General features: G+C 38.2%; 18 protein-coding genes. 11 read left to right on the forward strand and 7 right to left on the reverse strand.

Annotated elements, in window-relative coordinates; all coding sequences use genetic code 11:
* Nucleotide 1 precedes the first annotated feature (1 nt).
* The 6 genes from GK091_RS18310 (at nucleotide 2) to GK091_RS29615 (ending at nucleotide 6,445) form a co-directional block, all read left to right on the forward strand.
* Complete coding sequence (locus GK091_RS18310; RefSeq protein ID WP_164041343.1) at nucleotides 2-1,096, forward strand: Wzz/FepE/Etk N-terminal domain-containing protein; 1,095 nt, start codon at nucleotides 2-4, stop codon at nucleotides 1,094-1,096.
* On the forward strand, nucleotides 1,093-2,058 hold the full coding sequence (locus tag GK091_RS18315) for a GDP-mannose 4,6-dehydratase (protein WP_164041344.1): 966 nt from the start codon (nucleotides 1,093-1,095) through the stop codon (nucleotides 2,056-2,058). Before GK091_RS18310 ends, GK091_RS18315 begins: the two co-directional genes overlap by 4 nt.
* Nucleotides 2,059-2,096: 38 nt before the next feature.
* Nucleotides 2,097-3,683 carry a lipopolysaccharide biosynthesis protein gene (locus GK091_RS18320; RefSeq protein ID WP_164041345.1) on the forward strand — a complete coding sequence of 529 codons (1,587 nt, stop codon included), beginning with the start codon at nucleotides 2,097-2,099 and terminating at the stop codon, nucleotides 3,681-3,683.
* Nucleotides 3,684-3,687: 4 nt separating this feature from the next.
* Nucleotides 3,688-4,434 carry a hypothetical protein gene (locus GK091_RS18325; RefSeq protein ID WP_164041346.1) on the forward strand — a complete coding sequence of 249 codons (747 nt, stop codon included), beginning with the start codon at nucleotides 3,688-3,690 and terminating at the stop codon, nucleotides 4,432-4,434.
* An 868-nt stretch (nucleotides 4,435-5,302) separates the two neighbouring features.
* Nucleotides 5,303-6,070 (forward strand): glycosyltransferase family 2 protein, encoded by a 768-nt coding sequence (locus tag GK091_RS18330; protein ID WP_164041347.1) that lies wholly within the window; start codon nucleotides 5,303-5,305, stop codon nucleotides 6,068-6,070.
* 180 nt (nucleotides 6,071-6,250) lie between these two features.
* The gene (locus GK091_RS29615; RefSeq protein WP_246202313.1) at nucleotides 6,251-6,445 is read left to right on the forward strand and encodes a hypothetical protein; all 195 of its coding nucleotides are present in this window, start codon (nucleotides 6,251-6,253) and stop codon (nucleotides 6,443-6,445) included.
* A gap of 161 nt (nucleotides 6,446-6,606) precedes the next feature.
* Here GK091_RS29615 and GK091_RS29620 read toward each other — a convergent pair whose 3' ends face one another.
* Nucleotides 6,607-6,906, reverse strand: a complete 300-nt coding sequence (locus GK091_RS29620) for a transposase (RefSeq protein WP_246202314.1) — start codon at nucleotides 6,904-6,906, stop codon at nucleotides 6,607-6,609.
* 1,181 nt (nucleotides 6,907-8,087) lie between these two features.
* Here GK091_RS29620 and GK091_RS18340 point away from each other — a divergent pair.
* The 4 genes from GK091_RS18340 to GK091_RS18355 all read left to right on the forward strand — a co-directional run bounded on the left by GK091_RS18340 (nucleotide 8,088) and on the right by GK091_RS18355 (nucleotide 15,559).
* Nucleotides 8,088-9,812 (forward strand): tail fiber domain-containing protein, encoded by a 1,725-nt coding sequence (locus tag GK091_RS18340; RefSeq protein WP_164041348.1) that lies wholly within the window; start codon nucleotides 8,088-8,090, stop codon nucleotides 9,810-9,812.
* A gap of 107 nt (nucleotides 9,813-9,919) precedes the next feature.
* Nucleotides 9,920-11,299, forward strand: a complete 1,380-nt coding sequence (locus GK091_RS18345) for an autotransporter outer membrane beta-barrel domain-containing protein (protein ID WP_164041349.1) — start codon at nucleotides 9,920-9,922, stop codon at nucleotides 11,297-11,299.
* Nucleotides 11,300-12,023: 724 nt separating this feature from the next.
* Nucleotides 12,024-13,832, forward strand: coding sequence for a glycoside hydrolase family 71/99 protein (locus GK091_RS18350; RefSeq protein ID WP_164041350.1), 1,809 nt, complete (start codon nucleotides 12,024-12,026; stop codon nucleotides 13,830-13,832).
* A gap of 98 nt (nucleotides 13,833-13,930) precedes the next feature.
* Nucleotides 13,931-15,559, forward strand: coding sequence for a glycosyl hydrolase family 28-related protein (locus tag GK091_RS18355; RefSeq protein ID WP_164041351.1), 1,629 nt, complete (start codon nucleotides 13,931-13,933; stop codon nucleotides 15,557-15,559).
* On the opposite strand, the gene GK091_RS18360 is transcribed toward GK091_RS18355, so the two are convergent.
* The 6 genes from GK091_RS18360 to GK091_RS18385 form a co-directional block, all read right to left on the reverse strand.
* Entirely contained in the window at nucleotides 15,537-16,469 is a 933-nt protein-coding gene (locus GK091_RS18360; RefSeq protein WP_164041352.1) for a glycosyltransferase family 2 protein, read from the reverse strand. The genes GK091_RS18355 and GK091_RS18360 overlap by 23 nt on opposite strands.
* 25 nt (nucleotides 16,470-16,494) lie before the next feature.
* On the reverse strand, nucleotides 16,495-17,178 hold the full coding sequence (locus tag GK091_RS18365) for a glycosyltransferase family 2 protein (protein ID WP_246202315.1): 684 nt from the start codon (nucleotides 17,176-17,178) through the stop codon (nucleotides 16,495-16,497).
* Between the two features lie 26 nt (nucleotides 17,179-17,204).
* Nucleotides 17,205-18,521, reverse strand: a complete 1,317-nt coding sequence (locus tag GK091_RS18370; protein ID WP_164041354.1) for an O-antigen polymerase — start codon at nucleotides 18,519-18,521, stop codon at nucleotides 17,205-17,207.
* Nucleotides 18,522-18,525: 4 nt separating this feature from the next.
* Complete coding sequence (locus GK091_RS18375) at nucleotides 18,526-19,383, reverse strand: glycosyltransferase (protein WP_164041355.1); 858 nt, start codon at nucleotides 19,381-19,383, stop codon at nucleotides 18,526-18,528.
* A gap of 42 nt (nucleotides 19,384-19,425) precedes the next feature.
* Nucleotides 19,426-20,172, reverse strand: a complete 747-nt coding sequence (locus GK091_RS18380) for a glycosyltransferase family 2 protein (protein WP_164041356.1) — start codon at nucleotides 20,170-20,172, stop codon at nucleotides 19,426-19,428.
* Nucleotides 20,173-20,293: 121 nt separating this feature from the next.
* Complete coding sequence (locus GK091_RS18385) at nucleotides 20,294-20,965, reverse strand: class I SAM-dependent methyltransferase (protein ID WP_164041357.1); 672 nt, start codon at nucleotides 20,963-20,965, stop codon at nucleotides 20,294-20,296.
* Between the two features lie 257 nt (nucleotides 20,966-21,222).
* Here GK091_RS18385 and GK091_RS18390 point away from each other — a divergent pair, with 257 nt between their 5' ends.
* On the forward strand, nucleotides 21,223-21,870 hold the full coding sequence (locus tag GK091_RS18390) for a transposase (RefSeq protein WP_246202316.1): 648 nt from the start codon (nucleotides 21,223-21,225) through the stop codon (nucleotides 21,868-21,870).
* Nucleotides 21,871-23,493 lie beyond the last annotated feature (1,623 nt).

Genomic DNA, 23,493 nt, shown 5'->3' on the forward strand with positions numbered 1-23,493 from the left:
AATGTCATTCACTGATACTGGAGAAGAGGAACCCAATAAAGGGCACGAAATAGAAATCCGATTAATTGATATTGTACAATTTTTGAAAAGTAGCCGACGGCTGATGATAGTAGGAGCATTGATAGGTCTCTTAATTGGTGCGTTGTATGCTTTTTCCAAACACAATATGTACACATCTGAAGTTACAGTGCTTCCTGAAATACAAGGGAAAGGCGCAGGTAATTTAGGTGGTTTAGGGTCATTAGCGGGCTTAGCGGGTATAAATCTTGATAATGTAAATGGTCAGGATGCGATACGTCCTGACTTATATCCTAACGTTCTACTAAGTGTTCCCTTTGCTCTTCACTTATTAGAACAGCGAGTATACTCTCAAAAACTTAAGGGTGAAATGTCTTTTAAGGAATTTATATATAAAATAAATGATAGTGTATATAAAGGTTGGTTAGGAGGTCTATTTCCTAAAGATGAGAAAAAAGCTGAAGAAAAGCTTGATCCTAAGAACTTTAGTCAAGCTGTTCAAGTAACTAAAGAACAGGACGAACTAATTAAAATAGTACAAAACAGTACAACTGCTACGTATGACAAAAAAACAGGTATGCTTTTAATTACGGCTATTGAACCTGACCCCGTTGTAGCGGCTACTGTTGCTCGTTTATCACTAGACTATTTGACAAATTATGTGACTACGTACCGTACTGAAAAAGCTCGTAAACAAGTTGATTTTTTACTAAAACAGGTATTAGAGGCTAAAAGTCGATATCAGTATGCTGAACTGGCTTTATCGAGCTACCGTGACCGCAATAGAAACTTATATCTGAATACTGCTAAAATAGATGAGCAACGACTTCAAGCTGACTACATACTTACCCAAACGATATATAACGATCTATCAAAGCAGTTAGAACAAGCAAAGATTAAAGTGCAGGAAGATACACCCGTGTTTAAAACACTTGAGCCGCCAACGATACCTTTGACTAAGAGCGGTCCTAAACGCACACTAATTATGTTTGGATTTATGGCCGCGGGTGTAGCTGTTACGTTTTTTATTCTTTTGATACGACTAGTGTTAAATCGTACTACAACACACATTTTATGAAAACAGCATTAATATGTGGTGTATCAGGGCAGGATGGAGCTTACTTAGCAAAATTACTGCTCGAAAAGAATTATCATGTATATGGTGGTTCGCGTGATGCGCAGATGGCTTCGTTCGCAAACTTAGATCGATTATCTATTAAAGAGAAAATCAAATTAGTTTCAATTAGTATCAATGATTTCAGAAGCGTATTACAAACTATTTTAAAAGTAAAACCAGACGAGATATATAATCTAGCTGGGCAGAGTTCTGTTAGTCTGTCGTTTGAACAGCCTGTTGAAACGTTGGAAAGTATAAGTGTTGGGACTCTAAATTTATTAGAAGCTATCAGATTTAGTAACTTACCAATTAAATTTTATAATGCAGGCTCAAGTGAATGCTTTGGTGATACAGGGAGTGAAGCTGCCGATGAAATGACGCCGTTCAGACCGAGAAGTCCATACGGAGTCGCAAAAGCAGCCGCTTTTTGGCAAGTAGCTAATTACCGTGAAGCATACAAACTGCACGCTAGTACTGGAATTTTGTTTAATCATGAGTCTCCATTGCGTCCCGAGAGGTTCGTTACGCAAAAGATTGTAGCAACTGCATGTCGTATTGCTGCTGGTAGCCCCGAAGTGCTAACGTTAGGAAACATTGATATTGCTCGCGATTGGGGGTGGGCGCCTGATTACGTTGAAGCTATGTGGCTTATGCTTCAAAAAGAAGTGCCAGATGACTATGTAATTGCAACGGGTAAAACGCATAAACTTAGAGAGTTTATTCAAGTTATTTTTAACTCATTAGGTCTTCGCTGGAAGGACCATATTCGTACCGACGTAACTTTTTTTCGGCCAACTGACATTGCTGAGGGATATGCAAACTCAAGTAAAGCGCAGAAAGAGTTGAATTGGGTTGCAAAATACAGTATGGAACAGGTTGCTCAGGAAATGGTTAAAGCTCACTTGGTAAAAACACAAGTGTAGTCATAAAAATTAATAGGAAAATCTAATAATTAATAAGTATGTTTAAATTAAAAGGAGATACGAATAAGCTTATAAGAGGTATTTCCTTTTCGTGGTTAAGATTTATCCTAACAATTGGTATTGGTCTTGTACAAACTCCCATTTTATTCAAAAATCTTACTAGTAATGAGCTAAACTTTTGGTATGTTTTCTTTTCATTTGGAGCCTTTCTTCAGATGGCTGATTTGGGACTTGTTCAGACGATTTCCAGATTGATAGCTTATATAGACAATAGTAGTGAGGTTTCGGAAAAAGATATTATTGGTATTTTATCTAAATACAAGACTAAACAAATATATGTTACAACTCTCTTCTCATTTACGTGTATTTTAATTTTAATTAGTTTTATAGTATATGTATCGTTTTTGTACTCACATGAAGCACTTTCATATGAGTTAAAAGCTTCCTTCTTTCTATACATCATTGGCATCATGTTTGCGCTTTTGTCGAACGTGCCAGGTGCAATGCTAGTTGGTTATCGTGATGTAGGCCCAGAAAGCATTGTAAGAAGTATTTTTCAAATTCTTTATTTTCTTTTACTGCTAGGAGGATTACCATTTTACAAATCAATACTGTTTGTTTCTTTTATTTTCCTGATTCAGAATGTAGGGCAATTTGTAGTGCTTCATTTTACTTTTTTTGTCAGACACAACAAAATTTTCAAAGAATTTGTGCCTTCAAAAAAGCTGATTCAATTTAATATATCTTACAGTGTTTATAAACAGTCAATGCCACTTGTAATTAACCAGATGGGTGGGTGGTTAATAAGTCAAGGTAATATCTTCGTTGCATACCTTGTGGTTGGGTCAACACAAATATCCGATTATGCAATCAATCAGCAGGTATTCACATATATAGCTTCGATATCATTGGTGATTAATCAAACCATGGGCCCTTTTATCGCTAAATATTATATTCAAAATAAGCATGAGGCTTTGAAGGAGTTGTATTCGAGTACCACTATTATATGCCTGTCAATTGTTAGTCTTCTCTTGATAATTCAATTGGTGTGCGGGTATGAAATAATAGACATGTGGGTTGGTAGCGAACATTATTTGGGAGTTACTTTTTCTGTTGTCTTTGCCCTGATTACATTTTTAGAAGTTAATCATTCAGTAGGAGGTAATTTTGTATGGAATACAAGTTCATGGCCCTTTAATGGATGGACGTTAGCTGCTGGGATTTTTAATGTACTTTTAGGCTATTTGTTGGGTAAATATTATGGTTTGATTGGAATGGCTTTTGCTACCTTTGTTTCTAAATTGGTTACTTTGAATTGGTTTGTAATTTACTATTGTTTAAAGCAATTAGGCATGTTTGTGAAGGACTATCTATTCAAGACGTTTGTCCCTTTAGTTGGAACTCTATTAATTTTACTTGTTGTTAATTTTTATCTAAAAGTATTTCTGCAGACTCTAAATTTGAATATTTTCCTTATAGTTGTAATGGTGTCAATATCAAGTTTTATGACATTAGTTTTGTTAACAAGCATAATCTTTAAAAGTCATTTCTTAAACTTGTATCAAACTGTTATAGTCAAAACTAAAAATGTAAGTACGAACGCGTTCGATAACTATTCGAAGTGAAGATATGAACAATCTTAAAATAGTTCTTTTGTTAACAGGAACTGTAAATCCTAATGGTATGTCATTAACGCACATACAAGACGTAGAAAAAAGAAAAGAACACTATATAGAATCTTTAAGATACTGGAAAAAAATACCTGAAATACAAATTGTTTTTGTAGAGAACTCTAACACAAATATAAAGTCAGAGGTAGCTGACTTTACAGATATAGATAAATTTGAATTTTTAACCTTTGATGGTAATGAGTATAATAAAAGTTTAGGAAAAGGTTACGGCGAACTCAAGTGTATAGAGTATGCAGTACTGCATTCAAAATTTATTTCTGAAGCAACATTTATATTCAAAGTTACTGGGAGGTACAAAGTGTTGAATTTTAATACCTTTCTGGAGAATTTTAGAAAAGAGCCCAATATAGATTTACTAATCGATTTTAAATTAAATTTGACTTTCTCCGATTCTAGATTTTTCGGATTTACAAAAAAATTCGTCAAGGACTATTTGATGCGTTTTGAATCTATAGTTAATGATTCTGAAGGTATCTATTTCGAGAATATTTTAATTAAAGCCGCACTAATTGCTATATCAGATGGATATGTATACAGACCTCTTTACGCTTTGCCTAGAATTAGCGGTTACAGTGGAAGCTTAGGTGTTAGATATAATAGTAGTTATTTACATTGGTTAAGACATAAAGTTAAATATTATTTGAAATATAAAAGTATAGGCTTGGGACATATGCCTGATATATAATAACAAGTCAAACTGATGAAAATTTATTGAGAGCGGCTTAACCTGACTACTTTTTCTATGTCAGTAAATAATTTTTATGAAATAGTCTTATCGACTTGTAAAATTAGTCTGTAAAGAAAGAAACTACCCACTTCTGAAAAAAACTGCATCGTCCTGGCGCTTTTTCGCAACAAGTTAATCTGCTTCCGTACTACTTTTATTGAGTTCTTTAATGAAAAAAGCGCGATTTCTGAGTTCCTTTTTGAGCCAATCTAAGACCAGACCAGTTTTAAACTATAAGTAGGTAGATGTCTTAAGTGAACACGGCCATAAAAGCTCTTGACTGTTTCCTTTTTATGAATTGAAGCACTAACCTAGACAATAAGTAGGTCTCGCTTGTAATGTCAGCCACACAGTTTGCCCAAAACCGTACAATACCTTTCCCCAGACTGATCTTAAAGACCGTTATTTTCTCAATCGTTAATCGGTTCAATAGATTAGGAAATATCCGGGGCGGCCCACATTTAGGGGAACTTGCTTAAAACCTGGCCTGTTTATTCATGATGTGGTTATGATATACCTTTTTCTAATAAGCTGATAGTCTGTACTTTGACTGTTTGGGCGATAAACTTAAAGTAGAATGTGATTACTTATTTAGACATGGTCTTATGAGGACAATAGCCAAGTCGTCTTTTTAGCCAAATAAAGTCTTTAAGTGCTGGAAAGTGGACAACATCAGGTCTTATAATTAAGTTATTTATCATAAATAAGTGTACATTTACGATGTCACATCGCATGTCATTGTTCGTCTATTTTAAACATAAATAAATTTTATATATGTTAAAATAGTTTTATGTGACACGTCCCCTCAATTACTGGCCATAAAATAATGATTAAAGTGTTCGAAAATAATCAGGAGCCGTTAGTAAGCGTGATCATTGCTACGTATAATTCTGATTTATACTTAGAGCAATGTATAAACAGCATTTTGAACCAAACCTATTCAAAATTTGAGCTATTGATTATCGATGGCGGTAGCACAGATAAAACTGTATCTATAATTAAAAAATACGAAAGCGTAATAAAATATTGGATTAGTGAGCCGGATAAAGGTGTGTATGATGCATGGAATAAGGCCATAGATAAATCTTCGGGAAGCTGGCTTACATTCATAGGTTCTGATGATATTTTCTATCCAAATGCTTTAGAACTTTACGTCAAACATATAATTAGTTACGATAATAGTAAAGAGCTAGAGTTTGTCTCATCAAAGATTGACCTTGTCGATAATGATTTGGCTTTGGTTAAAATAGTTGGAGAACCATGGAATTGGCATTCCTTCAAGCAATCGATGGTTACTTGGCATGTAGGCTCTTTCCACTCGAGACAATTATTTGATAAATATGGGTTGTTTGATTCTAGTTATAAGATATCTGGTGATTATGAATTTTTACTAAGGCCTAAGGATCTTCTTAACGCTTCTTACATCAATGTAAGAACTGTCAAGATGCGTAATGGTGGACTTAGTAATAATAGGCTGATTGATGCGAGTAATGAAACCTACAATGCTAAGATCAAAAATGGACTACTATCTCCATTTTTAGGGAACTTACTTCGCTATATAGATAGAGCACGTTTGATATTTAGATCTATTTGAGATGAATAATTTTACTCCCACGAATAGCTATAAATTTTGCGTTCTCTTCAAAACTGATGATCGTTTATCTGTCGACAGGTCTTTAAGAATATGTTTGGGAATTAGGTTTAGCCAAAAACACCTATTCGTTGCTACATAATCTGAATGTTGGCTAAGTAAAGCCACCTTACCGAAGATGATATGGTTTACTCATCGTCTTTGACGATCCGCCGGAAGAATGGGGTCGCCTGTGCGATTGAGCCAAGCAGTGGTCCGCTCTACTACCCAACGTTTGGCAAGGGGAACAAAACCTTGAGCGGACTCGGGCCGCGCCACGGTGGCCGCGATGCTTTCTCAGACCGGGTCGCCGGTGCGATCAATGCTCCAATCAGCTGAAGCTCGGGCAAAAACGCCGTTGTAATCGGACCCCCGAAGCGGCTTGATCACCATAGGCTTTTTCTAACCGCTCGCCTACTCGCCAAAGAATCGACTCTACCAAGCCAACCGCTGCTGGACCGTCGGCCTGACCAGCAGCCACCCATAATCGCCCTTGTGTATCAACCACAAGTGTGCGTTTGTGACCGCTCGGGCGACCTCGCACTAACCCGTTTGTGCGCATCAAGACCACGGTCTTCCCCGATCAAAAACGCCAATTTAACCAACTGTGAATCAACACGCACGGCCGATGGCAATGCATCCCGGTCTGCCATTAGTCGATCTAACTCATTCAAGGCAGCGTTGAGCCGTTCAAACGTGCCGTCCGACTTCCAGATGTTAAAATGGGCGTAAACAGCCTGCCAAGGTGGCCAACAATCAGGCAGATTTCGCCATTGACCACCCGTTCTAAGCAGCCACAAAATGATGTTAACAATCTGCCTTAGATCGTGCTTTCGTTTGCGTTTTAACTGAAAGAAAGGCGAATCGGGTCGCCGGAGCGATTGCGGCCCATTGAGAGTCGGTCAGTGGCTTCCACTATTTGGTCACATCTTTGAAGTTTGGCGATCATAAAGTTGGCACGACTCTCAACCTTTCTCAATTCCCAAACACCCTCTAATGCTGTTGTCGAATTGTAGCCTTTACCCAGTGCATCAGCATCTTTGGCATGCGTAGTGGCCACTTACTCTAGTTGACGGCTGTTGGGATGTAGTCCGCTGATTTTGTGAGCGCATTCAGAAAAGTGCACGCTATTTACGAGGCCTTTATATTCAGATCAGAAGTCTTTTAAGAGAAGCAAGCCACCCATGAAGTTAACTTGTGTCTTCATGGCGAGGTAGGATCATTGGGGGCCTGCGCAAGCAATCGCAAGCAATAGGTATAGCCTTTGTACACACTATACTAGGCGGTAATCTGACCATTTGAGGATTTTATTTGTCAGGGGCAGCCAGTTCGGAACTGGTGTTACGGTGTTTTGATGAATTTGTGGCTAGCTTGAGCAAACCTACTGTGGAGAATCTGAATGACAAATATGCCTATTAAATCAATTGGTTTAATCGATTGAGAGCGGTACGGTCTATACTATCTATACTGATATGATTTACTCTAGTTCAGAGTCCTGAGATAAATCTGATCAAAATTTTGTGGAAACAGACCACGTATCACCGGATAAATCAAACCATGCTACGAGAAGCCTTGAGAGGCATTTTATCTGGTGGCACCACATAGCAATTTATTATCATTTAAAGTAAAACAGGGTTCTTTTAACGTATTCTGTCAGAGAAGAGCTATTTTCTTTGCCGTTTTAACCATTAACAATCCGTTTTCATTCGAGAAACAGAACCGTGTACCCTTGATATGGGTAATCTTTGTTTTAAAGTTCTTTCATCCGACTGGCAAGTGTATGTAAATTCATAATTCAATTATAGCTTTGTCAGCAATTACTGTTGTTATATCTATTAAAGATTTGCACCTAACAAAGAATTTGCATAAAATCCACATAGGTACAAGATTGATATAATAATTTTTTGTTGTTGAGTACTCATTTTTAAGTAATTTGTAATTACTTTGATAGTCAAATTTTTACTTATAAATACTAAAATTTATGAAAAAAGTGAATATACGTAAACGACACATAGTTTTTGCACTTCAGTTGCTCGTCGTGGCTACTGGTGCTACTGCTCAAATTAGAGTCGGGTCTCCTTCTGGAACAGTAGACGGATCCGCATCGCTAGATGTCAGATCAGGTCCCTACTCGTCAGGTAGTCCCTATCGAGGTTTGCTAGCTCCTACTGTAACTACATCACAACGTGATCAAATTCAAAATCCATCTACTGGTCTGATCATTTTCAACAGTAGCACAAATCAGATAGAGGTAAATACAGGCACGTCAAGCTCGCCAGTTTGGACAGCGGGTGGAGCTTCCACTGCTGGCGGTAACTCCTGGAATTTAAATGGTAATGCTGGTACTACTAACGGCAACTTTTTGGGAACCACTAGTAATGTCCCGTTTTATTTTAGAGTTAATAACCAAAATTCGGGACGGATTGATCAACTTCTTAACAACGTAGCGTTAGGTTATCTAGCTTACAGCAGCAGTGCAACTGGAACTGGTAATACGGCTATTGGAACTTTGGCATTGGCGAATACAACGTCGGGTAGCTATAATACAGCAATGGGACTACAGGCGTTACAGAATAATACGACTGGAACAGGAAATACAGGATTAGGGACAGTGGCTTTATTAGCCAACACAACTGGGCAAAACAATACAGCTTCTGGCTACAAAGCATTGTTTACAAATACAAGTGGGCAGGGAAATACAGCTTTGGGCTCAGTGGCTTTACAGGATAATACGACCGGCAATAATAATACAGGATTAGGGACTGTGGCTTTACAGTCAAATACAACTGGTGCTAATAATACAGCTGCAGGTGCTGGTGCTTTACAAAAAAATACCACGGGCTACGAAAACACAGCAATTGGATCGAATTCCCAAGCCGCTAACACGAGTGGCTATTCAAACATAGCTGTTGGCACAGATGCATTGTCAAGCAACACAATTGGTAATGATAATACAGCCTTTGGGGGGTCTGCTCTGCTATCCAGCACAACGGGTAACGGAAATATGGCTTCGGGTAACCTTGCTTTACGTCTTAACACGACCGGTAATTCTAATACCGCAGTCGGAACTATTGGGTTGCAAAACAACACTACCGGTAATCTCAATTCGTCGCTTGGTTTCAATGCTGGGTCTTCGGTTGGCAACCTAAACAATTCAACGGCTATTGGCGCTAATGCAATAACTAACGCTAGCAACCAGATCGTGCTAGGTGATAATAGCATTACATCTTTACGCTGTAATGTACAAACCATTTCCTCACTTTCAGATAAACGTATCAAGGAGGATGTCCAAAAGAATGTGCCTGGTTTAACTTTCATTACCAAACTTACTCCTGTTACTTATCATGTAAATAAATTCAAGGAAGCTAAACTGATAGGATATTCATCAAATCTTGTTAAAGAAGATAGAACGCTTCATAGTGGTTTTTTAGCTCAAGATGTTGAGAAAGCAGCTAAAGAAGTAGGCTATAATTTTGAAGGTGTTCGCCAGGAAGAAGGGGGCCGATATTATACTTTGGGATATACGCTTTTTGTCATACCCCTGGTTCAAGCGGTTAAGGAGCTTAATACAGAGATAGAAACGCTCAAAGCTAAAGTGCAGGCGAACGAGACTGCTTATGCTCTTTTAGCCGATCAAGTCAAGCAAATGCAACAAACGCTAGGAGTATCTAAGGTAGATGTAAGTACCAAAATGGGCAAGAAATAGGCCTGGAAGGTTTGGTAAGTATGAATTTTAGTTTTTTTCTAATTTATTTTTTTGAACTTTACTTTTTACCTAATTACGGCTTAAAGTAAAACTAACTTAAATTTAACATGAGGCATAATATCTACTCTTTTCTCAGTGTCCTGTGTGTACTTATTGTACAAGTTCAAGCCATAGGACAGACTATTGATGTCCCTACAGGAAGTCCGTTGACAATAAATGGTAATCTTAATCTTCCAACCGGTTTCTCTTTGCAGTACAACGCTCAGACAATCCTAAGGGGCCCTGCTGCAGGCTCTTTTAACACGTATTTAGGTATTGAATCTGGCAACAGTACACAAGGTACTCAAAATACGTTCATAGGATATCAATCTGGCTACAGCAATACGGCAGGAGCCAATACCTTTTTAGGTTTTCAGGCTGGCCGTACCAATACGAGTGGTACAGCTAACGTCTTTATCGGTAGCCAAGCCGGATACACCAATACCACAGGTACGGGTAACATGTTTTTAGGCCAGCAAGCAGGTTATAATAGTACTGCCAGCTATAATCTCTTCATGGGTAACTCTTCAGGCAGTACAAATACTACTGGTTTGGGTAATACGGCTATCGGGGATGGCTCCCTGTTACGCAATAGCGTGGGTACCCATAATGTGGCTATCGGTCGCTTTGCGGGCGTAGAAAGCCGTAACGATGAGAACACTTTTATCGGTTTTGCCGCTGATGTTACCCCTGATACCCCTAATCTGACCAATGCTACCGCTATTGGGGCTCGCGCTCGGGTTAGCCAGAGCAACAGTATCGTTCTAGGCGCTAATGCGAATGTTGGTATTGGTACCGGAGCTCCCACCGCCAAGCTGCACATTACCACTGGAGTTACTGGTACTTCTGGTCTTCGTTTACAAAACCTGACCAGCAGCAACACAGCTAGTGTGACAAACCAGACCAAATTTCTCACAGTAGATGGTAACGGGAATGTAATTTTGGGGAGCCTAAACGGTTCGGCTCGTGAAGGAGCATCAGATGCGCTTTGGCAGCGGAAGGGTTCATTCCTGCAAAGCACAAACGGCGAATCGATTATCATTGGCCAGGGTGTGGATAAGACGCCAACGGACTATAACCTGTTTGTTAGCAAAGGTATCCTAACCGAAAAAGTAAAGGTTGCTGTTAAAAACACAAATGAATGGAGCGATAAGGTATTTGAGAAGAATTATCCGCTGAAGAGCCTGAAAGAAGTCGAGTTGCATATCAAAAAGAATGGCCATCTACCTGGCGTTCCATCGGCAGTAGAGATGGTGGAGCAGGGAAATGACCTCCACAAAACAGATACTAAATTGCTGGAAAAGATTGAAGAGCTGACCTTATACACGATTCAATTGGCTAAAGACAATCAAAAGCAGTCGCGTAGTCTTCAGATTTTAAAGCGTCAACATCAGGCTGAGATTAATGAGCTTAAACAACTGATTAGACAATCAAGAAACAAAAAATAGCAGGTATGTGCTGTTGAAGTTAGTAATTGCGGCACTGTCATTGACACGTACGCTTGGGTTTAATAACATCGAGGAAATAGTATCTCTTCGCCCTGAAAGTCGTAGAAGTATATCACCTTGCGTTGATTTAAACCGTTAAATTTGAGGAATCAATAGACGGTATAGGCATACATCTATTGCGCCATGATTGCTAGCTCTACGGTAACCGTTTGAAAAAAACATCTTGAAACCTCAAAACCGTTTTTTTGGTCAGACAATCTGAGTACAAATTGGCAGTTTTCAATGAAAAGACTGCCAATTTGCATTGCAATAAGACACGGTTTAAAGTGGACGAATTTACTTCTTGCTACAGCGTGTTATGACCAAGAAACTATTTTTAATATTGTCCATGATTACCAAGTATAAAAACGAATGAATGCTTTGAATGATAATTCAACAGGCAAATAAATACCGTGTTTATGCAAGGAAATTTTTTGACTAAATTCTAGTTTCCCTTCTCTTTTTAGCTGATTAAAGAGAAGGGAAATTAGGAAAATTGTCCTTATAATATAGTTTGGCTTATACATAGTTGAGTTATTCAACCTCTTAACTAGAGTACAGGCACACGTAGAGGTCAAACACATGCCAGCACTTGTAAAAAAAGTGAGGTGTGAAGGAGTAGAGTATTATTTCGACAATTTTAATAACGACCAACTCAATCGGTGGCACAGGCTTCCATATAAATATGAAGTGGTTTATTCTTAGTGTAGTATGGATAGGTATTACTATCACTTCATTTTTTTTACCAGAATTTGATACGCGTAATTCTAATGTATATCAATCACAAGAAACGGGTTCCCCCATTATTCCGCCGATAAGTGCGAACTGGGCGGCTACAGATGGAGTTGGCCGTACATTACCAAAAAGAGCCTCGACAGGTGATTTTAAAAGGAATAAATATGTAGGTATCTTTTACTTTCTCCTGCACGGCCAGTACAATGATAAGGCAGTATATGACATTTCGGCTATAACGAGAGCAAATCCAACCAGTCCAAAGTTCGGTCCAGAAACTACTTGGCATTGGTGGGGCGAACCTGAAGCTGGTTACTACAAAGCTGATGACCCATGGGTTATTCGACGTAATCTGCAATTGTTGACGCTAGCCGGTGTCGATATTCTTTTTTTCGATGTAACTAATGGTGACACATATCTTACTGTAGTTAAAAAAATTTGCGAAATATCAATAGATATGCGTCATAAGGGTATGCCTACCCCATATATCTGTTTTGTCACATATACGAGAAGTGCTCAGACCGTGGCAACACTATATGAGCAAATTTATAACCAGAATAAATATTCGGAGCTGTGGTTCCGGTGGCAGGGGAAACCATTAATACTAGGTAAAATAGGAGAGATGACAGATACCGGTATCCGTGATTTCTTTACTTGGCGCTATAGTTGGGCATGGACTAATACTCGCAATGAGCCTCATAATTGGCAATGGCTTGATCGAACTCCACAAAATTACGGTTGGGATAAAGATCCTTCTGTGCCAGAGCAAATTCCCGTTGCTGTTGCCAGTCATCCATTCGATAATAGTATTGGTAAGAGTTTTCGGCAAGGACGTCAAGGAGTTATAAATAGAAATGGTATTACTAACGTTACCCAAAACGGATTGTACTTTGACGAACAATGGAAACGAGCCTTACAGGTAAACCCGGCAGTAGTCTTTGTTTCAGGATGGAATGAGTGGGTAGCTCAGCGTTTCATTAACAGGCCAGATTCAGCTGCAAAAGCAAAGCCTTTTAAGTTTATGGGGAAACCAATGAAACCAGGCCAAACGTTTTTTATTGATTTATATAATGAAGAGTACAATAGAGATATTGAACCGATGAAAGGAGGTTATACAGATAATTATTACTATCAACTGGTAGCTAATATTCGTCGGTTTAAAGGAATACCCGCCCCTGAGCAAGCCACTCCTGCCCGGACAATTTCTATTGACGGAAAATTTGATGAATGGAACCAAGTAAAGCCTGCTTTTTTTGATCCTGCAGATGATGTGCTTCATAGAAACTGGCCAAGAGCTGACAATAAAATTAATTATTTGAATAAAACCGGACGTAATGATATCACAAGTTGTAGAGTAACTTATGATAAAACAAACGCCTTCTTTTACGTGAAAACAGCTCAAAAAATCTCGGCTGCGACCGATAAAAACTGGATGTTGTTATTTGTTGATGCTGACCAATCCATAAAAACAGGTTGGGCCGGATACGATTATTTAATTACCCACACATACAAGGGAAATAAGTCAACCGTCAATCGATGGAATGGGAAAGCATGGACACCTGTAGCAACAGGCACTTTCCGATATACTAACAACGAACTCGAACTTAGTGTCCCCTTAAGCGCCCTTAAACAAACCGCAGGAAAAGTAAAAATAGATTTCCATTGGGCGGATAACATACAGCAGTTGAACAATATAACTGAATTTTTTACAAATGGTGACAGTGCTCCAGATCGCCGTTTTAATTATTCATATGTAAATTGAAAAAACGTCATACATTTAAGACTGTGTAACAACAGTCCGTATGCCGGAATTCATGTAGACATTCAATACATATAATTGTCAGTGCTTGGTTTACTTTTATGATAAATGTTAAGGATTCACAGTTTGGTGCCGTTGGTAATGGACAAACTGACGACACTTCTGCTATTCAGCGTGCTATTAATTTTGCAAAGTCATTAACAGCACCAGGTGGAGGTAACTACCGGGCAACTGTTTTCTTCCCAGCTGGTTATTATTATGTATCATCACCTATTGACATTACAAATTCTAACGGTATTTGGTTAACAGGAGATGGTGGCCAATATATCAACACGGGAATTATTGGTAACACGAGTGGCGCCATATTTGATTTTAGTGGATCCTCATTGTCGGGCTGCGAAAATTTTTTCTTTCTATCGAGTACTGGATTTGGCAATACTCGATCAACGATCGGTGTACAATTCGCGCTAACCGCTAATGGTGGGCTCAACTGCGGTATACGACAGTGTTCCTTCCAAATGGAAGATTTCGCAACTGCGAACAATGGACTCGGTACCATCGGTGTTTTAAATATCCGCTCGGAAGAGTTTTTTATAGATGCTTGCCTAATCCGGGCCAATGTATCTGTGGTACTAGGTAATTCAACCTCCGTGACTGGTCCATCGACTACTTTCACAGCCACTAGTCGCTTCCAGACTCTTGTTTCAGGTATTGGTTCTATGGGAGTTACCAATATTCAGTCAACTTCTCTTGAGAACTATGAGAGACGGCAACCGGCTCTAATATTAAATGGAACAAATAGTCTTAACTTCCAGGGATATATTAGCCGTGTTTCTGCTAGTAACGGCAATAATGAAACAGCAATTTTCTGTACTCAGTATACGACCAATATGCGTGTTCACGCTACTGTTGAGTCATTTTCACGAATTTTGCAAGTACTCGCGAATAGTGGTTTCGAAGGGAACGATTTGACAATTGTCTCAGCTAATGCAACTGCTCCCTCAACTGAGTTAATAAATATCACTGGCTGTTTTGTAAAAGGATTAAATGTTAGAATTTCACTACCAGTATTGGAAGAACGTGACAATCGGTATGTGCTATTTCACGCACCATCTACAGATCCAAACCAACAGGCAGCAGGAGCAATTTCCAATAGTAAAATCGTTTGTTACGATATAAATTCTAATCAGTACATTATTTCTGCCAACCTGCTTAAGAAAGCAGACAATGTGGAATTTACAACGTCACGACCATTTGAGAAGAGAGGAGGACGTATTCGTCAATTATCAAATAATAATGTAAGCGCTGGGACAAAAAGTTCACCACAGTCTGCACCTGTATTCCGGTTTTTGCAGGCAGATAATTTAAACTCCTCTAACGGGCGTGGCGGATATTACAGAATTTGGATTGACGGCGTTGTACGAGCAGGGAGTTATGGATCAGGAGGTAGCGCAGTATTGTCATTCCAGGCACAAATAATCGTTAATCAAAATAATATAGGCACTGTAGATCCGCCTTCAGCAACCGTAATTATTTTAGATAAAAGTGTTACTAATCCTGCTTACCTGGATATTGTCGGTGTGATAGTTGACATTAGTTTTGCAAGTGGCGTTGGTACTGTTACGGTAAACCCCAGAGTTGTAGGAAATGCTAGTAGTGAATCTATCAGCTATGACGGAGTTACAGAACTGCAAAGCGATTTTTTAGTTAATGGCTCGATTCCTCTTTAGAAGAAGTTAGCCAAAATCCTGGATGCATGCTTATCCGACGTTTCAAGGATATTGGAAATCGATTCTCTTTTTTTCCCATTTTATACCCGATATATTTTGCCAGCGTTCGGATCAACTGTGCAGGAATCAATCTTTTATATCCATTGCGGCTAAGGTATTGCAGTTCTTGGACAACGTATTTAAAACCTTCAGAATCAGCTCCTGAAAATTTACTTAAAATCGCTTGCTGCTCTTGATGAAATACACCTATATCAAAGTAACGTTTGAATTCTTCTAAGATGGTATAATCGTGAGAATGAAATACTTGCGCATCTGCACAATAAGCCACCGCTTTATTTTGCATGATGAAGCGAGCAGCTACAGACACATCTTCACCTAATATTGTATCTGATGGAAACCCCCCAACCGAAAGTAAATCAAGTTTACGGTAAGCCGCAAATGAATTGGAGCAAGAGCAAGTTTTAATCCCCATTTCAGGAATTGAGGCTTTCGTTTTGACCACGCTATGAGCAGGGTAGTTTGCCAAGCGAGCAAATCGGCCAAAAACTCCTGTTTCAGGATAAGGTAGTTGCCGCCCATAAGCCATAGCAATATCATCCTGGCTATTTAACATACTTAATAAATTTTCTAAAGTTTGTGGAGAGGCAGGCAAGGCATCTTGAGTCATAAAAACAACTACACTTGAATTGGCCAATTGTAGTCCAAGATTTCGACTGTTGCCGTGATTAAACGATACTTTTTTGATTGGAACGAGTTGTACTCCTTCTTTGCGTGCTATCTCTTGTGTATTGTCCGTCGACTCAGAATCAATTATTATTATTTCGTTTTGTATTGTCTGTTCACGAAGTTTTTGCAATAAAAGGGGGAGATAAGCGGCAGCATTATAAGTAGGTATGACAATAGATAACATCTTCATTAAAAAGAATCAAGTGAACTTACGCCAACAGTCGTTTAGCTACATTGAAAAAGAGAAACAGGCGATTTAATAACTGCTTGGCAAAGCTATAACCTGTTTCTCCTGTGGGAGAGGCATTACCACCATGCCTCACATATTTTATTAAAGGTTTTTTGTAGAATATAGTTTTACCTTTTGCCTCAACAAGTAAGCCGATCCACCAATCGTGCATATGAATTTGTTTTGGAAAAGGAAGTATATACTGCAAAATATCACGTCGAAAAGCCATACAGCAACCTATATATGAGTTCTTATATAAGTTAGTCCAAAACCCTTTCCGGCTTCCTCTATGTTCGAAAAATGAGGAATGTATTTGATGGCCCATCTGATTAACCACTTCGCAATCTGTGAGTACCAGATCATAATCGATCAACAAATTACTTATTACCGCCACTTTATCGGGCAACCAAATATCATCTTGGTCAGCTAAAAAAATATAACGTCCAGAACAATGCTCGAGGGCATTTTCGAAATTTCCTGTAGGCCCGTGGATATTAGCATTAATGAAAATCTTAATTCTCTGATCCGAAAATTGTTTTATTATTTCCAGAGTATCGTCAGTAGATCCATCATCGGATATAATAATTTCATCATCTTCATCTAGCTGTTGTAAAATCGAAATTAGCTGCTGCTCTATAAATTGGCTACCGTTGTAAGTAGCCATACAAATGCTGATAAAACTCATTCCAGTCAAGTTTTAAAAAGTTTATACAACTTAAATGAAGTTGAGCCCAATCGCAAATGTAATCGACGAGTCAGTAAAAAGCTAACTACTATATAAGGTGGAATGACAAAGAAAGCCAGATCAAATGATTGAGTGATAGCAAGGCTGATGTCATTAATCATCGTGCTTGCAAGATGAAAGAAACTACCCATGTAGACAAAATAAAAAGCGCTTGTCGATTTGAGTGAAAAATAATGAATTCTGAGAAGCGAATATATATAACCTACCAAGAAGCTGAAAGGGAAAGCACCCCAATAATAGAAGTAGATGCGTCCTTCAATATAGAATGGTGCATTAGGGCCTACGGTAATAGGTGTCATTGGACCTGGTGCGCGCAAATTGTCGACCATAATGTTGCCAACTGCTTCCTGGTAAGGCTGTATGCGAAAGAACCCTAAAATAGGGTTCGTTAATACAGAAATATAGTTTAAGAACGAGTAGTTTTCAAAATAGCTAATGTTAACGGGTTGGTAGTAGTACAAAATTGAATCCCCACTATATAATAAGCGTTTAATGAATGCAAAAAAGACACTATCTAAATCGCTATTCTCTTTCCACAGTACGGCAAAGAAAACACTCATTGTAGCTACGAAAAAAAGAGGTATATATCTTTTGAATTTCTTTATAAAAACTTGTTTATCCGAAAATAGTGGATGATAAAATACAATTCCAGCGGAAATAGCAAATTGTAACAAAGCGGATTTAGATCCTTCTAATGAAGAAAAAAAAGCAACAATAACTAAAAAAATTAAATTAATTCGTTTCCTATTTACAAAATACATGAAAATAAGAGCAGTGCTTACAAATGTTCCGGTACTCCAATTTATCTTTCTGAACAAACCAAAACCTTGTTGGAAATTAGCAATCTTGGATTCCGTAGGTGCGTCAGACAATAAAGCAAAACCTTTGTTATAACCTATAATGACATTAGATGAAATATAGACCAACAAAAGAAAATAGGTAGTCCATTGTAAAATAAGTTGATCAGAAAATTTATAATGCACATTTTGTCTTTCAATATTAGGGTTTAAGTTATAATGCCTTGAATAAGCAATTTTGAAACCAAACCATAAAGATAACTGGCAAGCAAAAAAGTGAATAATATCTTGCAAACTAGGAATTATTTGAAGAGCTAAAACGCTAGCAAAAGAAGTAGTGAATATCCAAACAAACAAAGGATCAATTACTGAATATACAAATTTGCGATATAGCATAGCATAAATGGCGAGCAATATTGCAGCAGATCCGATGACAACAAATAGTATGCTATAATCAACTTCCATTTCATTAACTTAGTTTACCTAAACGCCCCTGCCATCCGGCTGATAAAGCCTTCTTAATATACATTAAACGAAGATATTTGTGATCTTCTAACAAGGACGACTTTACTATTTCTTTCACACTTAGCTGTAGCAGAAATAAACAAACTTTTGGATTAATATTAAAATACGTACGTGATATATAGATAGCATTTCTAATAAAATAATATAATCTTACTGGATTGTGTGATATATAGCTTATATTTAATGTATAAAGGTTAAATTTTTTAACTGTGCCTAGTTTGTGATTCAGCTTTAAGTTAGTAATTTCAATAATTTTAAATTTATTTAGGTAAAGGCGTAAATTATATTCATGATCTACGTGATCTATAAATAAATTTTTATTGAAAGGTCCGACCTTCTGATAGGCATGAAGGCTCAAGAGATTTCCTGAAGTCATTGTAAGATTGACTTCTTTGTATGCATCAGCGGAAAGTGACCCACTGTGATCAACTGACACAATACCTAGCTCTTCTGGATTTGCATAATTGTTAATAAAATCAATCATACTAGAAATCATGTTTGATGGTGCTCGGCTGTCATCATCCATTGTCAAAAGGTACGTAAAATTATCGTTAATAGCCCGGTGAGCAGCAATATTTAGAGCGTCTGCAACACCATAATTGCCAATATTTGGTATGTAAACTATTGAGCGGAATGATTGCAATTGATTGACCAAATCTAAGTTAGGGCTATCCGAGTTATCAATAACATATAGTTTTTTTATTTGATCAATATACGTATTTATATTATTAATAACTTCTACACCACTGTTATATAAAACAACGACGCCAGCTATTGTCTCATTCAGATTTGATTCTTGCATAGCATTTTCTTTATTCGTAAAATAGCATTTTAGTTTTCAATTTTATACTTGATGACCGTATATATAATATCGCATTTTTTTTTGGAAATAGTACAACGACAGAATGATAGAAAGGAATTTACCTTTAACCTGGCTTTTTATATTACGATTTCTCACAATATTCGTTTCTTTCAATGATCGACTAAACTCACTACTGGCTCCCCCCGTTGCACAGGTTGCGATCACCAAAGGGACAAATAATGTTAAAGATTTTCGAATATACAGTAGTAAATTAAGTTCATAATCTGCTAATATTTTAAGTGAAGAGTCATAGCGGAATTCAGAGAATACAGATTTATTATAAAATGCACTTTGATGATGTACAGTATTTTGAAATAATGTTCGTTTGCCTAAATAAGAATTCATCTGATAATTATTGTCAAACACTACCTGGCCAAATACCAACGAATATTCCGTTTTCAAATAAGGGCTTATCTGCTCTAAAACTTTGAGATTTAATACGTCATCAGCGCCAAGAAAATAAATCCATTTTCCATTAACACGATCGATCCCTTTGTTCATAGCATCGTAGATCCCTTTATCAGGTTCACTGATCCAACCTGAGAGCATGTGCTCATATCGCTTAATAATGTCAATAGACCCATCAGTACTGCCTCCATCAATTATCCAATAATCGATCAAGTCTTGCTTCTGATTCAATACGCTTAGTATTGTAGTTTCTAAAGTAGAAGCAGAATTATAAACAACTGTTATGATCGAAATGAGAGGAGTAGCCTTAATAAGTTTCATAAATTAGCACTACTTGTAACGAATTTATATTGCACATTATTATGCTGCTTTTAACTGCATAATTGTGAAGGAAGTTGTACAGTAAACACACTGAATTGCATGCTCATCTCCTTGAAAACATTCAGAGGTGTGCAACAACAGCGAATTGTAGGTATTCCATATCAGATATGCTATTAAGAAGAATTTTATTTAAGATTCTGAAATTTTTGTACCCCTTATAATTCAATTCCTTAATAGAGTTAATTCCTTCTATTACCTTTATCTTATAGTTAGCCTCTAAAAACATTCTTTCAGCGCTTTTCTTTGTAAAAAATCTTAAATGAGTTTTGTCAAAAATACCGGCGTTAACATAATGGAAATCTTTATGAACCAAGATATGGTAGATTGCATCAAAAAATCTTATATTAGGAACAGATGCAATTATAACTCCTCCTTCAGATAAATAGGATTTACATAATTCGAGAGCTTCAAATGGGTTGATTAAATGTTCTAAAACATCATTGAAGAATATACAATCGAATTTTTGATTGTTTAAATTAATATCGGCACTAAAAATAGTATTATAAACTTTATCTAAAACTAGCTCAGCTTTTTCGGATGCCCTTTTGTCCGGCTCAATACCCCAAACTTCACAATTAAATTCTTTTTTGACAGAACTACCAAACGATCCGCTGCTACAACCTACATCTAAAACATATTTTACGTGTTTCGGTATATATTTTAGCATCTCATTACGTTCATGCGCAAAATAGGCGGCATCTTTTTCATTGTATTCCTTCTCCAATATATTCATCACTAATATACATTTTTGCGTAAGACTTTATTGAACATTACAAATATAAGTTAATTTCTATAATAAGAATGTGTTTGGGAATTGAGAAAGGTTAAGAGTCTTGCCAACTTTGCAGCGACCGCCCGGCGGCCCGGCAAGCAACAAAGCCACTGACCGACCTTCAATGAGACGCAATTTCTCCCTTTTTTGATGCTACCGGCCACCCGGCTTAAACGCAAGCGCAAACACGATCTACGTCAAATAGTGAACATCATCTTATGGTTGATGCACAGGCGCTCAGTGGCGTAATCTACCCGAAGAATGGCCTAACTGGCAGGCCGTTTATTATTACCGCACCGGTGGCCCAGTTTGAGCGATGGAAACAGGATGGCACCTTCGAGCGAATCAATTCGACGCTGAATCAACTGGATCGTGAAGGGGGCGGCAAAGAAGCTCACCCATCGGTGTTATCAATTGATAAACAAAGCGTTAAGTTAAATCCTATGATCTGCGAGTATCGAGGTATAGATGCCAATAAACGCGTCAACGGCCGTAAACGACAGTTTGTGGTCGATACACAAGGTCGACTCTGGATAGCCGCTGTTCATGCTGCCAATCAGGGCGATGGGCCTGCTGCGGTTTCACTAGTTGGCGATATTCTTTGGCGAGTGGGCGAACGGTTAGAAAAAGTGTATGGAGACCAGCCGGACAACGGAGTTTTTGCCAAGGCCTTAGTTGATTGGGGTATTTATCGCACCAGCGACCCGGTTCGAGAAAGCTTCTCGGCCGGAATCGACTCAGGGTTTCGTACCTATCGCCAAGCGATGGGTTGTGGAACGGAGTATTGCCTGGACGAATCGCACGGGCGACCCCGTTCTTCCGCCGAATCGTCAAAGATTACGAGTATACGCTATTATCTACGGTGAGTTGGCTGTATTTTGCTACCATTCAACCAATGCTTCAGCGAAGCTAACCTTATTACCGGAGACAATTCCCCAACCCCTTCTAAAATAAATTTGCTAGTAGTAAGGTCTTTTTGGTATCACTTACCGGGTACCTTGTTTGATGATCGGACCGTTTGATCAATTGTTCACGTTGTCCTATCCAGGTTGATGTCAAGCTTTTATCTGCTCAACTGCTATTGTACAGCTACAAATCGCTATAAATGAGTAGACTGTTTAAGAAAGTGCTGAGAAATAATGGCATCGTGATAATACTAGGTTTTTTATAGTATGATTCACATACTAGTGTTGAAGGCTAAGCAGTCAGGTATAGCTTGTGCAATTTGCTGCGGGCGTCTTTAGTGGTGAACTACCAATCGGTTTTAGCTTGTTTAGCGTTCCGCTTGGTTTGCCAAGCACTGATTTAAGCCACCAACAACTCTTTGATGGCGATATGGCGACTTGGACAATCACGTTGTAAGATAGCTAGCTCAACCCCGGCTATCTCTAACCAACTGCCATGCTTATGAGTGTAGACAGATTCCAGCCGATCCAGATACTTTTTGGCTTTCTCCGGCCTTAAAACCGTGTAAAAGCGCTAGGCTTGTGCGTACTTAAATTGTCGCTAATTACTATCATTTTCAAATATCTGGCGTAAACTCGACCCATTAAATTAATGATTATGTCCACTCAAGTGGCGGCCTTATAATCGTCTTTGATAATCAAAATTGGTGACCTGCTAGTGGTTCAAAGACCATATAAATCTCGCTTACGTACGCTGTGACGGATGTATTCAGAATCTTCTATCGCATCCTATTGGATGATCGATGATGCATAATCTCTATAAGCTATTTGGGTGGCTTATCCAGACAAACAACTGGAAATCGCTTATTATAATGATGCTTACACATAGACAAGACTTGCCTCACATGATACACAAAATCAGCATTCTACTTAGGTGGAACGATCCATCCGTTGACCCGTCAAGACGTTAATTCTTTTTTTTAGTGCTGTTGCTACGCTGGTTTGCAAGACACTCTCCACCACCTGTAATTTAATCAGGCGGTCTACAATGGTCTGTAATTTTCAACGGCTTTCTCTTACGAGTGGCGGGTTACAAACGATTGCAATCAAATGAGATTCTAACTCAACAGTGTTTTTTTTGATCGTACTGTGAATACAGCCATGTCTTGTTCAAAAAAGGCCTTGCTGCGTGTGGAGAGATGGTTTATAGTGGCAACATCGGCTCACTTCGTCGTTCAATGGCCTCATCGCTCGCCAACAGGACGTTGGTATTCAAGGCAATTTTGACTGTTGCTTTACCTTTCTAAGCTTTGGCTACTAATTCAGCCCGTTTTTTAGGCAGGAGTTTGATTCGAAACTTTACCATGAACGGAGGGCATTTTCTCGGAAAAGCACCGCTACCTGCTATATTACCCTTTAAGCAACATTATCACCATTGAGCTAACATTTAAAATCATGTTGAAATGGATTTGTTGTTCAACCAAATCTAATCTCATAGCAGTATTTTTGTGATACTGATCTTTTTTATGATTGTTTATTAGATATTAGATGTCCTTTACTTAATTTTATGGTGGCCTTCAACAT

The sequence above is a fragment of the Spirosoma agri genome (assembly GCF_010747415.1).
Lineage (GTDB): Bacteria > Bacteroidota > Bacteroidia > Cytophagales > Spirosomataceae > Spirosoma > Spirosoma agri.